Source organism: Sphingomonas panacisoli (genome assembly GCF_007859635.1).
GTDB lineage: Bacteria > Pseudomonadota > Alphaproteobacteria > Sphingomonadales > Sphingomonadaceae > Sphingomonas > Sphingomonas panacisoli.
Genome location: NZ_CP042306.1, coordinates 2407989 through 2423583 on the forward strand (window position 1 = coordinate 2407989; position 15595 = coordinate 2423583).

Annotated in this window: 15 protein-coding genes; 13 read left to right on the plus strand and 2 right to left on the minus strand. The window is 65.2% G+C overall.

Features of this window, described 5'->3' with window-relative positions:
* Positions 1-107 precede the first annotated feature (107 nt).
* The 10 genes from FPZ24_RS12105 (at position 108) to FPZ24_RS12150 (ending at position 8588) form a co-directional block, all read left to right on the plus strand.
* Complete coding sequence (locus FPZ24_RS12105) at positions 108-707, plus strand: SOS response-associated peptidase (RefSeq protein WP_146572336.1); 600 nt, start codon at positions 108-110, stop codon at positions 705-707.
* A 73-nt stretch (positions 708-780) separates the two neighbouring features.
* Positions 781-1071: a hypothetical protein gene (locus FPZ24_RS12110; protein WP_205012835.1), complete on the plus strand. Its 291-nt coding sequence runs from the start codon at positions 781-783 to the stop codon at positions 1069-1071.
* A gap of 28 nt (positions 1072-1099) precedes the next feature.
* Positions 1100-1894 (plus strand): exodeoxyribonuclease III, encoded by a 795-nt coding sequence (xth, locus tag FPZ24_RS12115; protein WP_146572338.1) that lies wholly within the window; start codon positions 1100-1102, stop codon positions 1892-1894.
* A gap of 353 nt (positions 1895-2247) precedes the next feature.
* Positions 2248-3150 carry a HEPN domain-containing protein gene (locus FPZ24_RS12120; protein WP_146572340.1) on the plus strand — a complete coding sequence of 301 codons (903 nt, stop codon included), beginning with the start codon at positions 2248-2250 and terminating at the stop codon, positions 3148-3150.
* A 213-nt stretch (positions 3151-3363) separates the two neighbouring features.
* Positions 3364-4131 (plus strand): hypothetical protein, encoded by a 768-nt coding sequence (locus FPZ24_RS12125; RefSeq protein WP_146572342.1) that lies wholly within the window; start codon positions 3364-3366, stop codon positions 4129-4131.
* A 78-nt stretch (positions 4132-4209) separates the two neighbouring features.
* A complete protein-coding gene (locus tag FPZ24_RS12130; RefSeq protein WP_146572344.1) occupies positions 4210-4836 on the plus strand; it encodes a GntR family transcriptional regulator in 627 nt (208 codons plus the stop codon).
* Between the two features lie 129 nt (positions 4837-4965).
* Entirely contained in the window at positions 4966-5658 is a 693-nt protein-coding gene (locus FPZ24_RS12135) for a MobA/MobL family protein (RefSeq protein WP_146574489.1), read from the plus strand.
* Positions 5659-5950: 292 nt separating this feature from the next.
* Positions 5951-6769 (plus strand): formyl transferase, encoded by an 819-nt coding sequence (locus FPZ24_RS12140; RefSeq protein ID WP_146572346.1) that lies wholly within the window; start codon positions 5951-5953, stop codon positions 6767-6769.
* Positions 6769-7758 (plus strand): polysaccharide deacetylase family protein, encoded by a 990-nt coding sequence (locus FPZ24_RS12145; RefSeq protein WP_146572347.1) that lies wholly within the window; start codon positions 6769-6771, stop codon positions 7756-7758. Before FPZ24_RS12140 ends, FPZ24_RS12145 begins: the two co-directional genes overlap by 1 nt.
* 2 nt (positions 7759-7760) lie before the next feature.
* Positions 7761-8588: an oxygenase MpaB family protein gene (locus tag FPZ24_RS12150; RefSeq protein WP_146572349.1), complete on the plus strand. Its 828-nt coding sequence runs from the start codon at positions 7761-7763 to the stop codon at positions 8586-8588.
* Here the strand turns inward: FPZ24_RS12150 and FPZ24_RS12155 are convergent.
* Positions 8577-10010 (minus strand): amino acid permease, encoded by a 1434-nt coding sequence (locus FPZ24_RS12155; RefSeq protein WP_146572351.1) that lies wholly within the window; start codon positions 10008-10010, stop codon positions 8577-8579. The genes FPZ24_RS12150 and FPZ24_RS12155 overlap by 12 nt on opposite strands.
* A 121-nt stretch (positions 10011-10131) precedes the next feature.
* Here FPZ24_RS12155 and FPZ24_RS12160 point away from each other — a divergent pair, with 121 nt between their 5' ends.
* The gene (locus FPZ24_RS12160; protein WP_146572353.1) at positions 10132-11283 is read left to right on the plus strand and encodes an isovaleryl-CoA dehydrogenase; all 1152 of its coding nucleotides are present in this window, start codon (positions 10132-10134) and stop codon (positions 11281-11283) included.
* A 21-nt stretch (positions 11284-11304) separates the two neighbouring features.
* On the opposite strand, the gene FPZ24_RS12165 is transcribed toward FPZ24_RS12160, so the two are convergent.
* The gene (locus FPZ24_RS12165) at positions 11305-13380 is read right to left on the minus strand and encodes a M13 family metallopeptidase (protein ID WP_146572355.1); all 2076 of its coding nucleotides are present in this window, start codon (positions 13378-13380) and stop codon (positions 11305-11307) included.
* A gap of 105 nt (positions 13381-13485) precedes the next feature.
* Between FPZ24_RS12165 and FPZ24_RS12170 the strand changes: the two genes are divergently transcribed.
* Both FPZ24_RS12170 and FPZ24_RS12175 read left to right on the plus strand, forming a co-directional pair.
* Complete coding sequence (locus tag FPZ24_RS12170) at positions 13486-15087, plus strand: carboxyl transferase domain-containing protein (RefSeq protein WP_146572357.1); 1602 nt, start codon at positions 13486-13488, stop codon at positions 15085-15087.
* Between the two features lie 11 nt (positions 15088-15098).
* Positions 15099-15587, plus strand: a complete 489-nt coding sequence (locus FPZ24_RS12175) for a hypothetical protein (RefSeq protein ID WP_146572359.1) — start codon at positions 15099-15101, stop codon at positions 15585-15587.
* Positions 15588-15595: the final 8 nt, after the last annotated feature.

Sequence of the window (15595 nt, forward strand, 5' to 3'; positions counted from 1 at the left end):
TCTCGCCACTACGCCCGGACCGCGGCAACGTTTCCACGACGCGACTCGGACTTTAGAACATAGCAGGAACACGCCGCGTCGCAAAGGCCAGGACTGGGGATGCGGGAATGTGCAACGACTATCGCCTCAATGTCGATCTCGACACGATCGCGAGCGACTTCAGCGATCTCAAGGTCAAGATAGATTTTCCGGAAGGCGTGCCGAACGTGCAGCCGCGCGACGATATCAAGATCACCGACGTCGCGCCGATCGTTCGCGCCGGTCACGCGCCGGGGACCGCCGAACTTGTGCAGCGACGATGGAGCTGGCCGGGCCCGACGGGCAAGCCTGTCTATAATTTCCGGTCGGAAGGCCGGGCGTTCGGCGAACATCGCTGCCTGATCGTCGCCGACGGCTTCTACGAGTTCACCACGCCCGAACCGGAAGCTGGTGCGCCCAAGAAGAAGCTCAAGGACAAATGGCTCTTCACCATGCGCGGACAGCGCTGGTTCTGCATCGCCGGTATCTACCGCGCGCACCCCGAGGTCGGTGAGGCATTTACGATGCTCACCACCGAGCCCGGTCCCGATGTGGCGCCCTATCACGGTCGCCAGATCGTGGTGCTGCCGCCCGACGACTGGACGCGCTGGCTCGATCCCGCCGTTCCCGCCGGCGACGTGCTGCGCGCGCTTCCCGCCGGCAGCTTCGAGGTCACGCGGGTCCGCTGAACCACTATCGAAAAAAGCCTTGTCCCCATTTGACGCCGGGTCGCGTTGTCAGTCGGTAATGAAGGAAACCGGCATGACGACGAATGCAATGAGCGCCTGGATGAATGCGGGGATGGATGCCTGGTTCCTCGGGCTCGAATCCTCGATGGTGATTGGGCTCAGGCTCGCCAAGATGTCGCGGGGCGGCGCGCCCGCCGCGAACGAGATGTCGCTGATGGTCACCGAGAAGATGCAATCCGGCATCGATCTCGCCGCCGCACTCGCGACCGGCAAGCTCGGGTCGACGCCGGTTGCCGGCGCGCGCGGCACGATCAATCACTTGCGGCGAAAGGTCGCGGCCAATCGCCGCCGCCTGACGCGCTGATCTGGCGGTCCAAGCGAGCCGTACCGCCGTGATCATCGCCACCTATAACGTCAACGGCGTGAATGGCCGGCTCCCCGTGCTGCTACGGTGGCTCGCCGAACGGCAACCGGACGTGGTTTGTCTGCAGGAGTTGAAAGCGCCGCAGGACAAGTTCCCCGAAGCCGCGATCGCAGAGGCTGGATACGAAGCGATCTGGCACGGGCAGAAAAGCTGGAACGGCGTGGCGATCCTCAGCCGGATCGGGACACCCGTCGAAACCCGTCGCGCCCTGCCAGGCGATCCCGACGAAGCGCAGAGCCGCTACATCGAGGCGGCGGTCGGCGGGGTGCTGATCGGAGGGCTCTATCTTCCCAATGGCAATCCGCGGCCGGGCCCCAAGTTCGACTACAAATTGCGCTGGTTCGACGCATTCGCCCGTCATGCGCGCGAGCTGCTCGATGCGGACATGCCGGTTGTGTTGGCGGGGGACTACAACGTGATGCCCACCGACCTCGACGTCTACAAGCCGGAGCGCTGGCGCGACGACGCGCTGTTCGCGCCCGAAGTTCGCGCGGCCTACGCCAATCTCGTCGCGCAGGGCTGGACCGACGCGCTGCGCACGCAGCATCCCGACGAAACGATCTACACCTTCTGGGATTATTTCCGGAACGCCTATGGCCGCAATGCCGGGCTGCGGATCGACCATCTGCTGCTCAGCCCGACGCTCGCCGGCCGCCTGCGCGCTGCCGAGGTCGACCGGCACGTGCGGAACTGGGAGAAAACGAGCGATCATGCGCCGGTGTGGATCGAGCTTGGCGAGGCGACGCGCCGTTCACGCCGCTGATCGCTGTGACGCGAACCAGTCGGTGCAACGCGTATTGCGCACTATCGTTCGAGCGAGGTCGGGCTCGCCATTCTTCCACTATCGGCCTGAATTCACTCGCTCGATTAGCGGTTGGGAGCTCGCTGCCAACGACAGCAATTCGACGTTCCATGCCGAAACCAGCGGGTCCGCTTACGGCCCAGTTCCAGCAACCACTTCCGGCCCAATTGCAGTCAGCGCCCTTGCCGGACCGAAAACGTCTGCGGCCGCGTAGCTTGTCGACTTGGACGCTCCTTGATGCACGTCCGCGGCCCCCTGAACATTTCCGATTGGCTCTCGACCAGCAGTGAGGCTTAGCTAAAGCAATGACCTTGATGCGCACCGAACTTGATCATCTGCCACTGGCCAAGCGCCATGAGCTTGAGGAAGCGGTGCGTATCCTGTTCCTCGAGTTCGAGGATGCCTTGGCTGGCAGGAACGCGCCACACCGCAAGGCGGGCCGCATCCTCAAGATCATTCTGTTCGGCTCGTATGCGCGCGGCGACTGGGTCGCCGATCCGAAGGGCGGCTATTTCTCGGACTACGACCTGCTGGTGGTCGTCAACCACGACGAACTCGCCGATGTGACCGAATATTGGGGACAGGCCGACGACCATCTGCTGCGCGAGCAGGAAATCACCGGCAAGATCCGCACGCCTGTCAATTTCATCGTCCACAGCCTCGCCGACGTGAACGCGCAGCTCAAGCGTGGCCGCCCGTTCTTCACCGACATCGTGCGCGACGGCATCGCACTCTACGAAGCGCCAGATCATCCATTCGACCAGCCAAAGGCGATTTCGCCAGCGGCGGCGCTGGAAGAGGCAAAAGGAAGTTTCGAAAAGTGGCTGCCCAGTGCGAATGCGTTCATAAGTATGGGTAAACACGCGAGGTCTGAAGGCAATTCAAATGAGGCGGCCTTCGCTCTCCACCAAGCCGCCGAGCGCCTCTACCACTGCACCATGTTGGTTCTGACCCTCTACAGCCCCAAGTCGCACAAGCTGAACTTCCTACGCTCGCAGGCCGAGCGGATCGCGCCGACGCTGATCGAAGCGTGGCCGCGCGACACGCGCTTCGCCCAGCGATCGTTCGAACTGCTGCGCCGCGCGTACGTCGATGCCCGCTACTCGCCGCACTACAAGATCAGCGACGAGGAGCTGGCCTGGCTCATCGATCGTGTGGGGATATTGCAGGATCTCGTGCGCGGGGTTTGCGAAGAACGGCTGAATACCGACGCGTGACGATAGGTCGGTGGCCGTCAGCCCGCCGTCTGCTCCTATGAGCACTTCTCATGACACAGGCGTGGAAAACGCCGCACTTGTGAGTGCGGCGACCGCAGCCGGCGGGCGCGGTTAATCAGCAAGACAGACTGCTGATGTAGTGAGAATCAGGAAGAGTGGAAAAAAAGCTGATATTCGGCTTTGAGCTTCCTGGTTCTCCTCAGGAGACCTGTCATGAAATCCCCATCTATGCCGCCTGTGCTGCAGGCGGTTGGCCTGGCATGCGTGCCGCTCGCCGACATGCCGCCCGGCACCGCGCTTGCGCGCAAGCCGGTGGCGGCGGCGGTGATCACGCTCGTCGCACGCAACGACGGCCATCGCGACGTCGTCATCAAGACAATGTCGGACGCACGCCCGTTCGAATGGCCCCTCCCCGCGCTGATCGACGATGCCCTCGTGGCCGGCGCACCGACCGTCATCACCGAAGCCGATTGCGACGTTTTGTCCGTCGAGACAGCGTCGCGGCGGTTCTTCGTCGAACCTGCGCTGGCCGCGCTGGCGAACTGGGAAGAGATGATCGACCCGGTCAGGATGTTCGGGGTCGGGGACGGTTACGATGAAGCGGCATTGAGCCGGCGGCTCGATATCCCGGTTGCCACGGTGACCGACGACGACGTGGCGAGATGCTGGGATGCCAACGCGCCGCAAGCGGCAGAGAGCATTGCGTTGGCCAACGCCGTGTCGCGGCTGACGCTGTGGGCGCATGGCGCAGCGTTCCAGCGCGCCGCACCGGATCCGATGTTCGAGACGCTGCTGCCGTTGCGCGAGCGGCTGATGGAGATCGAGCCCACCTATCCCGAGCTGAAGGCGGTGCTCGCTTCGCGACCGTACCACTGGGTCGCATCGTTCGCCGGCCTTTATCGCGACTATCGCGCCAGATGCGATGCCGGTGACACCGACGCCCGCTGGGTGACCTTCGAGGACGGCACGTCCTACGTCTGACCATCCGATTTCACCACGACACCTCGACAGGGCCCCGCTTCGGCGGGGCCTTGTCGTTTACGAGGAGGCGATATCGTCATGGCGAAATCGCGATATCCGAACGGCGCTCGGGATTTGGCGGTGGCCAGGATGCATGCCGAACTGCGCCAAGGCCGCTGGGCGCCTGGCGCCGCACTTGATGCAACAGCACTCGCTGCCGAGTTCGGCATGAGCGCTAGCCCTGTCCGGGAAGCCCTCGCGCTGCTGCTCGGCGCCCGCGTCATCGAGGCGAGCCATCGGAACGGCTTCTCGGTGCCGCGCCTCATGCCCCACGAGCTCGCCGAGGAATACCGGCTGCTCGCGATGATCGCCGACGGCTTGGTTCGACTGGAAGCCCCTTTCCCATCCGACCGCGACGATCCGATGACCGATACGTCGCTGGGCCGGCTGATCTGGGCGCTCGCCTGCCGCACCGGCGCCACGGCCACCATACCCATCATCGCCACCACGACGCTTCGCATCGCGAATTACGTTCGCGCGGAGCCTGCCGTTCTCGTCGATTGCGATGAGGAGGCAGCTGCGCTCGCGCGCGCCCTCGCGGAAGGCGGCCAAGCTCCTTTGCGCGATGCGCTGCAGATCGCGTTCCACCGCCGCATCTCCGCGACGGCCGCAATCTGCCGCGCCGCCGAAAAGAGGTCGAAACGGATCGGAGCGCTGTTCGAGTAGGATCGATACCGGCCGTCGCGCGGCACCAGCGGCACGACCTCAGCCGACAACCACTTTCCCCGAAATCCCACGGCCGAACGGCCGCGGGACCTGGCCGCGTTCGGCCAAACCCCAAGAAGGAGTACGATGATGGACACCCTCTACGACAGCCGTCCGTTCAACCTGCGCTACGTCGTCTGGCAGAAGAGCGATCGCCACACCCCCGACCTGTTGCGCACCCACCGGACCGCAAAGGCGAGCTGGCTCTATATCCACCGCCGGCAGGGCACCGACGCGCTCGGCGACACCCCTGACTGGTCGGCCCGCGACGACCTCGTCGGCTGTGGCCGCTCGGCGCCCAGCCGCGCCGGGGATCCGGCGCTCGACGGGCTCGCCCTATGGGAGCAGGCGGATGCCCATGCGCTCCGGTTCCGCCCTGACGAGCCGACCTGCGCGCACGTCGTCGGCTCGCTGCCGATTGGGGACACCGTCGAGGGCTGGCGTCACCTGATCGAGGGGTTCTGTGAGGACCATCTCAGCTCTCAAGGTATGGTGGTCGATTGGGCCATCCACCACCGCGACGCGACCGGCGACAGACCTGCGATCAAACCCCACTGGCACGGGATCGTCACCACCCGCGCCTACGATCCAGCCCACCCGGAATGCGGCCGCATCCGCCAGAACTGGCTGCGCTCCGCCCGCACCCGCAAGCGTCTCGCCGAGCTGTGGTGGCAAGTGAGCGGCGTCTATCCGATCGGACACATCCTAGCGTCGGAGCGCCACGCCGCCCCGATCGAGGCAACGGTCCGGCCTGTCGCCTTGCTTCACCGGGCGACCGCCTGATCCGACGAGCCGCGAAGCGCCGGTCCCGTGCGTGGACCGGCGCTTCGCGGACACGCGCCGTCACGCATGGCCCGATTGACTGGGCCTCGGCCGCGCTTCAAAGCGTGCGGAGGTAATCGGGCGATGGGCGCCCGATGGGTACAGAGCGTGTGTACAGAAGGCGGTCCGGCGGGAATTGGAAAAGCGCGGATTTCTGCGGTTTTCGGCCCCTCTATCCCCTCCCCGTAGGGGTCACCACCTTTCGAGGCGCAACCATGGGCCTCGTCATGCCGCGTCGTGGGGGATCACCGGAATGAAGCTGGTCCTGCTCATCGCGCATACGCCCGAGGGCGACGTCCAGCATCGCTATGTCGCCAAAAAGCTGGCGGACACCTTCCCGGAAGAATTGCAGGCGATCGTCATCGCCACCGGCGTGGCGAAACCCAAGCTGCAGAAGCTGAAGGCGTGGTGGAAGCGCTACACGCTGCCGCAGATCGCTTCGCGGATCGGGGTCAAGATTTCGCGCACGTTGACGAAGCATGACGAGCAACGGCGCGCGGCGTTTCGCTCGGTGCTGTTTCCCGATGGCGACGACGGCTTGATGCCGCGCCGCGACCTGATCGTCCGGGTGCCGTCGCATAACGGCGCGGAGTGTCTTGCGCTGCTCGACTGGATCAAGCCGGATGTGGTCGCGGTGTACGGAACGCTGATCATCGGGCGAAAGGTGATCGCCGCCTCCCCCCGCATCCTCAACATCCATACCGGCCTGTCTCCTTATTATCGCGGGTCGGACACGATCTTCTGGCCGCTCCATAACGGCGAACCAGATTATGTCGGCGTCACCGTCCACCGGCTGGAAGCCGGCGTCGATTCGGGCCCGATCCTCGCCACCGCACGACCGGCCATCGAGCCCGACGACATCGAAGACACCCTGTTCGCGAAGTGCGTGAAGCTCGGCGCGGACTTGCTGTGCGAGCAGATCGTCCGCGAATATGCCGGCACGTCGTCGCCCGAAACACAGGACCTGTCGCTGGGGATGGAATACCGCTCGGTCGATCGTACGTTGGCGAGCGAGCGCCGCACGGCAAAGGCGATCGAAGGCGGGCTGTTGCGCCGCACGACGGGTCGGTGATGGGACGCTTGCTGACCAATGCCCTGTATTGGTTGGGGTTGGTGCTCTTCCATTTGCGGCTCGATGGCTTGGTCCGCTGGCTGGGACGCGGGAACGTCAAGGTCCTGCTTTATCACGACGTCGAAGCGCACGAGACCGACTATACCGCCGGGCTGGATTGCACGACACGGACCGAGGCGTTCGCGGCGCATCTCGACTGGCTGCGGCAACACTACACGGTGGTCAGCCTGGAGACGTTTCTCGCGGGCGAGGCGCCGCGCCGCGCGGCGGTCATCACCTTCGACGACGGATATCACTCGGTCTATCGCAACGCTTGGCCCGCCCTGCGCGAGCGCGGCATGCCGGCGACGGTGTATCTGATCTCCGGCGTGGTCGATAACGTCGCGATGGTCTGGGTGAACGAGCTCAATTACTGGCTTCGCGCCGAGCCTGGGTTCACGCGATCGGTCGTGGAAAAGGATGTCGGCGTGCCGGCTGGCCTGTCGGTGCCGGACGTCATTTCGCACTGCCGGATGAACTACGATCCGCAGCGGATATTCGCGGCACTCGGCCGGATCAGGGTGAAGTTTCCCGACGCGCACCAGGCAGCCGTCGCGCTCTCGCAGCTCTACGTGAGCTGGGACGACGTCAGAGAGATGCAGCAGGCCGGCATGACGTTCGGCAATCACACGATCACGCACCCGAACCTCGAGCGACTGAGTGACGACGAGCAGTTCGCCGAATTCGCCGGGGCGCAGGATGCGATCGGCCGCAAGATCGGCCTGGTCACTTCCCTTGCCTATCCGTTCGGTCATCACAGCGGGTCGTCGGCCGACATCGCCGCGCGCGCAGGGCTGACCAGCATCGGCGAAGTCGGCGGCGCCAACCGCCGGCTGAATCCGATGGCGATCGGCCGGACGCATATCGGCGACGAGACCGTGGCCGGGCTGTTCGCACGCGTCGAAGTGGTCGAGCCGATCAAGGCGAGGCTCCGCGCGCTCGGCGGCTGACGATGCTCGGCATCCGCTCAGCCATCGCCCGCCAGATTCGCGGGTTGCTGTCCGATCCAACCAACCCACGGATCGAGATGGCGCATGACGGCAGCGGGCTGTTCTCTCCGGATTCGGTGGCGTGGCGCGTTCATATCGATGTGACCGGCATGATGGTCGGCGGGATCGCCGCGCTGATGCTGCAGATGCTCCATCCCAAGGTGCTGGCCGGGGTGTGGGACCATTCGGGGTTTCGCGACGACATGAACGCGCGACTGCGCGGGACGGCGCGGTTCATTGCGCAGACGACGTTCGAAACGCGCGCGTCGGCGGCGGCGCAGATCGCGCGGGTGCGGCATATCCACGACAAGGTGGCGGGGACCCTGCCCGACGGCACGCCCTATTCGGCGAACGATCCGCATCTGCTCGCCTGGGTGCATGTCGCGGAGGCGACGAGCTTTCTCGACGGCTGGATACGCTATGGCGAGCCGGGGATGAGCATCGCCGATCAGGATCGCTACTTCGCGGAAATGGCGGTGATGGCGGAGATGCTGGGGGCCGACCCCGTCCCGCGCAGCCGGGCCGAGGCGGAAGCGATCATCGCCGCCTTCCTGCCCGAACTAAAGGCCGACGAGCGCAGCCGGGAGGTGCTCCACCTGCTCCTCCACCAACCGCCGCCGAGCCTGATGCTCCTGCCGTTCCAGACGCTGACGATGAACGCCGCGATCGAATTGCTGCCCGATTGGGCGCGGCACATGCACGGGCTCGGCACGCCGACGCTGACCAAGCCCGCCATCCGTCTCGGTACGCGCGGGATCGCCGAGACGGTGCGCTGGGCGCTACGCGACTAGAGACCGCCGCCGCGCGTAGAGGAAGTAGATCAGCAGCCCGATCGCGTTCCACACGAAGAACGAAATCTGCGTAATGCTCTGCAGGCTGGTGAACAGGTAGAGGCAGCCCAGGATCGCCCCCGGCGCGACCAGCCAGGCGAGCGGCGTCCTGAACGGGCGCCGGCCATTGGGCTCGCGCTGGCGCAGGACGAGCACGCACACCGCCACCGCGATGAAAGCACAGAGCGTTCCGGCATTGGCCAGGCTGGCGATGACGTCGAGCGGCGTCAGCGCGGCGAGGATCGACACCAGCACGGCCGTCACTGCGGTGATCCGCGCGGGCGTGCCGCGCGCGGAAACCTTGGCCAGGCTCGTCGGCAGGAAGCCGTCGCGCGCCATCACCAGGAAGATGCGGCTCTGCCCATAGAGAAACCCAAGGATCACCGTCGGCAACGCGATCACCGCCGCCGCCGCGACGACCGCCGCGACCGTGTCCTGGCCGATGCCGCGCAGGATCAGCGCGAGCGGTTCGGGGCTGTCGGCGAACTTGGTGTAGTGCAGCGCACCCACCGCCGCCGCCGCGACGATCAAGTAGATGATGGTGCAGGCGACCATCGACCCGACGATTCCGATCGCGAGATCGCGTTCGGGGTTCTTCGCCTCCTCCGCCGCGGTCGAGATCGCATCGAACCCGTAAAACGCGAAGAAGATGATCGCCGCCGCGCCCATCATCCCGTACTTCACGCCCCCCGCCCCTGGGGTGCTGCCATAGCCGAGCGGCGCGAACGGATGCAGATTGGCGGCGTCGAAATAGGGCAGCGAAAATGCGACGAACAAGGTCAGCGTGACGATCTTGAGCACGACCAGCGCCGTATTGATCCGCGCACTCTCACGCGTGCCGAGCATCAGCAACCCGGCGACGACCCCGATGATGACGATCGCGAGCACGTTGATCCCCGGGGTCGCCAAGTGAAGCGTGCCATTCGCTACACTCCCCGCCAGGGTCGGCCCGTGCGTGAGAACGTCGGGCAACGCCGCTCCTCGCGCCGCTAGGAACCCGTTGGCATAGCCAGCCCAACCGACTGCGACGGTCGCGACGACCAGCGAATATTCGAGGATCAGCGACCAGCCGACGACCCAGGCGATCACTTCGCCGAGCGTCGCGTAGCTATAGGTGTAGGCGCTCCCCGACGCGGGGATCATCGTCGCCATTTCGGCGTAGCAGAGCGCCGCGCACGCACAGATCGCCCCAGCCACGACGAAGCTGAGCAATACCGCCGGCCCCGCGCGATCGGCGCCGACGCCGATCAGCGTCAGGATGCCGGTGCCGACGATCGCACCGACGCCCAGCGCGACGAGGTGCGGCCAGCTTAAAGTGCGCGCTAGTTGGTGTTCGGGCGGCTGCTCCGTGATGGTCTTGCGGCGGAATAAACTGTTTGCCATCCGGCTCTCCCCGTCATGCCGGGCTTGTCCCGGCATCCGCCGTGCCCCATTGGATTCAAAGCGTAAGGCGCGGCAGACCCCGGCACAAGGCCGGGGTGACGATGACGCGAACGGAGATCTTATGGACGCCACCCTCGACTTCGGCCTCGGCGAAAATGCCGACATGATCCGTGACACGACGCGGCGGTTTGCGGCGGACCAGATTGCGCCGCTTGCTGCGAAGATCGATCATGACGACTGGTTCCCGCGCGACCTGTGGCCGGCGATGGGTGAACTCGGACTGCATGGCATCACCGTCGGCGAAGAAGATGGCGGGCTCGGGCTCGGCTATCTCGAGCATGTCATCGCGTGCGAGGAAGTCAGCCGCGCCTCGGCATCGATCGGGCTCAGCTACGGCGCGCATTCGAACCTGTGCATCAATCAGATCCGCCGCTGGGCGTCGCCCGAACAGAAGGCGAAGTACCTACCGAAACTGATCTCCGGCGAACATGTCGGCAGCCTCGCGATGTCGGAAGCCGGCGCGGGGTCGGACGTCGTGTCGATGAAGCTCAAGGCCGAGCCGGTCCAGGGCGGCTACGTCCTCAACGGTACCAAGTTCTGGATCACCAACGCCTCCTATGCCGACACGCTGGTGGTCTACGCCAAGACCGGCGAGGGATCGCGCGGTATCACGACGTTCCTGATCGAAAAGGACATGCCGGGCTTCTCCATCGGCCAGAAGATCGACAAGGTCGGGATGCGCGGATCGCCGACCGCGGAGCTGGTGTTCGACGATTGCGAGGTCCCCGAGGAGAACGTCATGGGTCCGCTCAACGGCGGAGTCGGCGTATTGATGTCGGGGCTCGACTACGAGCGCACCGTGCTCGCCGGTATCCAGCTCGGGATCATGCAGGCCTGCCTCGACGTGGTCATACCCTACGTCCGCGAACGCAAGCAATTCGGCAAGGCGATCGGCCAGTTCCAGCTGATGCAGGCCAAGGTCGCCGACATGTACGTCGCGCTGAATTCGGCGCGTGCCTACGTCTACGCGGTTGCCAAGAATTGCGACGCTGGGCTGACGACGCGGTTCGACGCGGCGGGCGCGATCCTGCTGGCGAGCGAGAGCGCGGTGAAGGTCGCGGGCGAAGCGATCCAGGCGCTGGGCGGCGCGGGCTATACCAAGGACTGGCCGGTCGAACGTTACTGGCGCGATGCCAAGCTGCTCGACATCGGCGCGGGGACGAACGAAATCCGCCGTATGCTGATCGGCCGCGAGCTGATCGGCGCGGGCTGAAGAACCCGCGCCGGTCCTGCCTTACCAGACGTGGACGCGGTCCTTCGGCTCGAGGTACCGCTTGTCGCCCGGCTTGATGCCGAACGCATCGTACCACGCGTCGAGATTGCGAACGGTTTCGATGCGCAGCATCGCCAGCGCATGCACGTCGGTCGCGATCCGCGCGCGGATCGCCCGATCGCGCATCTTCGTCCGCCAGCTCTGCGCAAAGGCCAGGAAGAAGCGCTGATCGCCGGTCAGCCCGTCGATCACCGGCGACGGCTTGCCGCCAAGCGAGGTGTGATAGGCTTCGTACGCCGCAGTCAGGCCGGCCGTATCGGCGATATTCTCGCCTAGTTCCTGCTGACCCTTGGCGAACAGGCCCGGCAATACCTCGTACTTGTCGTATTGATCGGCCAGCGCCTTGCCCGACGCCTCGAACCGCGCGAGGTCGGTCGGCGTCCACCAGTTGCGCAGGCGACCCGTCGAATCGAAGTCTGCGCCGAGATTGTCGAAGCTGTGGCTGATTTCATGCCCGATCGTCGCACCGATCGCGCCGTAATTGGCGGCATCCTCGAAACCCGCGTCGAAATACGGGGTATACAGGATCGCCGCGGGGAAATTGAGCGCGTTCTGCAGCGGCAGGTTCACCGCGTTGACGGTCTGCGGTGTCATCCACCATTCGCCGCGATCGGGCGTCTTGCCGATCTTGCCGATCTGGTAGCGATAGTTGGACAATCTCGCGCGCTGGAGGTTGCCGAGCGGGTCGGTCGCGCTGACCGCGTAGTACGGGCGGATCGGCCACACGTCTGGATATCCGACCCCGACCTTCAAGACTTCCAGCTTCTTGCGTGCTTCGGCTTTGGTCGCCGGCGCCATCCAGTCTAGCGCGACGATGCGGCGATCGAACGCGGCGACGATATTCTTCACCATCGTGTTGATCGCGGCCTTCGACGATGCCGGGAAATACTTCGCGGCGTAGATCTTGCCGATTTCATAGCCGAGCGCGCCGTTGACCGCGGCGATCGAACGCTTGTCGCGCGGGCGTGCCGCCGCCGTACCGCTCAACTGCTTGCCGAAGAAATCGAAGGCCGCGTCGTCGAACGCCTTGGGCAGCACGGAGGTGTTCTGGTTGATCTGGTGGAAGGCCAACCAATCCTGCCACGTCGCCATCGGCTCGCTGGCGACGAGCGCGGCGAGCTTGGTCGTGGTATCGGGATTCCAGTTGATGAAATCCTGCTGCTTGGGCAGCCCGGCCGCGGTCCAGAACGCGTTCCAGTCGATCCCCGGCGCCTTGGCGGCGAAGTCCGCGCGCTTCCACGGATTGTCGCCCTTGTGCGCGTCCTGCGTGGTGATGATGTCGGTCTGGGCCTCGGCGATCTTCATTTCGAGCGCGAACACCCGGTCGGCACGCGCCTGCGGATCGCTCATGCCGGCCAGCGAGAACAGCTTGGCGACATAGGCTTTGTAGCCGTCGCGGACTTCGCCCATATCCTTGGTCGACGACAGATAGTAATCGCGGTCGGGCAGGCCGAGCCCGCCCTGCATCAGATACGGCGCGTTGACCGTGCCGCGGTTCAAGTCGCCGCCGACGAACAGCCCGAACAGATTGTCGGTCGACGCGTAGTTGTTGTTGTTGAACGGATCGGTGTCGGCCCGCATGTTCGCGCCGAGCATCGCCGACAGTTGCGCTTTGGTCTTGAGCGCGGCGATCTTCGCCAAGGTCGGCTGGAGCGGCGCGAAACCACGCGCTTCGATCCCGGCCGTATTGTTATAGGCAGCGTAATAATCCGCGATGCGCTGCAGGTCGGTGCCCGCCTTGGCCTTCGCCGCGCCGGCGTCCCGGATAATGCCGACGTTGCGCTCTTCCGCAACCTTCGACACATCGACGCCGGTCCCGATCTGCGAACGGTCGGCGGGGATTTCGGCGGTCTTGACCCAGGCGCCGTTGGCATAGGCGTTGAAGTCGTCACCGGGCTTGACGCTCTTGTCGATGTACGACTGATCGACGCCGGACTTGGTTCCCGCCACGGCCTGGCCGATCGCGGGCGATTGCCACACGGCGACGCCGCCGGCGGTGGTAGCGAGCAGCATGGCGGCGAGAATGGAGCGCTTCATCGGGGATCCCTCTTCCTGAACTGGTGTATGACCGATTCGCTACACTAACATGCCGAGCGGTTCCAGCGCTTCCCAACGCGGTCGCTCAAGGCTAGGCAGAACGGCATGAGCGCTCCTGTCCTCGACACCAAGCTTTCGCCCGACAACGACCAGTTTCGCAGCAATGCCGCGCACAATCGCGCGCTCGCGGAAAAGCTGCACGGCGACGTCGCGCAAACCGCCTTAGGTGGCAACGAAAAGAGCCGCGAACGGCATACGTCGCGCGGCAAATTGCTCCCGCGCGATCGCGTCGAACGACTGCTTGATCCGGGCTCGCCGTTTCTCGAAATCGGCCAGCTTGCCGCTTGCGATCTCTACGACGGCGAGGTTCCCGGCGCCGGTATGATCGCGGGCGTCGGCCGCGTGTCGGGCCGCCAGGTCATGATCGTCTGCAACGACGCGACGGTGAAGGGCGGCACCTATTATCCGATGACGGTCAAGAAGCATCTCCGCGCGCAGGAGATCGCCGAACAGAACCGCCTGCCATGCATCTATCTGGTCGATTCGGGCGGCGCGAACTTGCCGCACCAGGCCGAGGTGTTTCCCGACCGCGAACATTTCGGGCGGATTTTCTTCAACCAGGCTAATCTGTCGGCCAAGGGCATCCCCCAGATCGCCTGCGTGATGGGCAGCTGCACCGCGGGCGGCGCATACGTCCCCGCGATGAGCGACGAGAGTGTCATCGTCCGCAACCAGGGCACGATCTTCCTCGCCGGTCCGCCACTCGTCCAGGCCGCGACGGGTGAGGTCATCAGCGCCGAGGATCTCGGCGGCGGTGACCTTCACGCGCGCAAGTCGGGTGTGGTCGATCACCTCGCCGAAAATGACGAACATGCGCTGACGATCGTCCGTGACATCGTCTCGACGCTGCAACCGCAAGCCGGTGCCGATGTGAACCTGCGCGAACCCCGCGCGCCCAAGTTCGCCGCCGAGGACTTGTATGGCATCATCCCGCAGGACGTCCGCGCGCCGTACGACGTGCACGAGATCATCGCGCGGCTGGTCGACGGCAGCGAGTTCCAGGAGTTCAAGGCACTTTACGGCAGCTCGCTCGTCTGCGGCTTCGCGCATATCTGGGGCATGCCGGTCGCGATCCTGGCGAACAACGGCGTGCTGTTCAGCGAGAGCGCGGTCAAGGGCGCGCACTTCATCGAGCTCGCGCAACAACGCCGCATCCCGTTGCTGTTCCTGCAGAACATCTCCGGCTTCATGGTCGGCGGAAAATACGAGGCGGAAGGGATCGCCAAGCACGGCGCCAAGCTCGTCACCGCCGTCGCGACGGCCACCGTTCCCAAGATCACCGTGCTGATCGGCGGCAGCTTCGGCGCGGGCAATTACGGCATGGCCGGCCGCGCGTATTCGCCGCGTTTCCTGTTCACCTGGCCCAACAGCCGGATCAGCGTGATGGGCGGCGAGCAGGCGGCGAGCGTGCTCGCGACGGTTCATCGCGACGCCGCGAACTGGACGCCCGAACAGGCCGAAGCGTTCAAGCAACCGATCCGCGACGATTACGAGGCGCAGGGCAATCCCTGGCACGCCACCGCGCGCCTGTGGGACGACGGCATCATCGACCCGGCGCAAACCCGCGACGTCCTCGGCCTCGCCTTCGCCGCCACGCTCAACGCCCCGATTCCGGAGCGTCAGAGCTTCGGCGTGTTCCGGATGTGATGGAGTCGCCAATGCTATCGTTGATCCTCCCCCTGCTCCTCGCGACTTCGGTCCAGAGCGCCGACAAGCTCCCGCCCGCCAACCCGCTGCCCTACGACGATCCCGAGGCGGCCGCGGTCATGGCGCCAGTCAATGCGCTGTTCGCGGCGTTCAACGCCGAGGACGGCGCTGGCGTACTCGCGCAGACGCGGCCGGAGGGCGTGCTGCTGGTCGTCAACGAACTTTCCGACGGCTCGCGCAAGATCTTCACCATGGGCTGGGCCAAGCTCGCATCGGTGCTGAAGCCGGGTCCGAACAGGAACGAGGAACGCCTCGGCACGCCCGCCATCGAAATCGACGGCGACGTTGCGATGGTGTGGGCGCCGTACGTCAATTATCGCAACGGCAAAGCCGACCATTGCGGTATCGACCTGATGGACATGGTGCGCGAGAACGGCACGTGGAAGGTGCTCAACATCACCTCCTCGCACCGCAACACCGGCTGCCTGCCGCAGCGATGAAGTCTGGA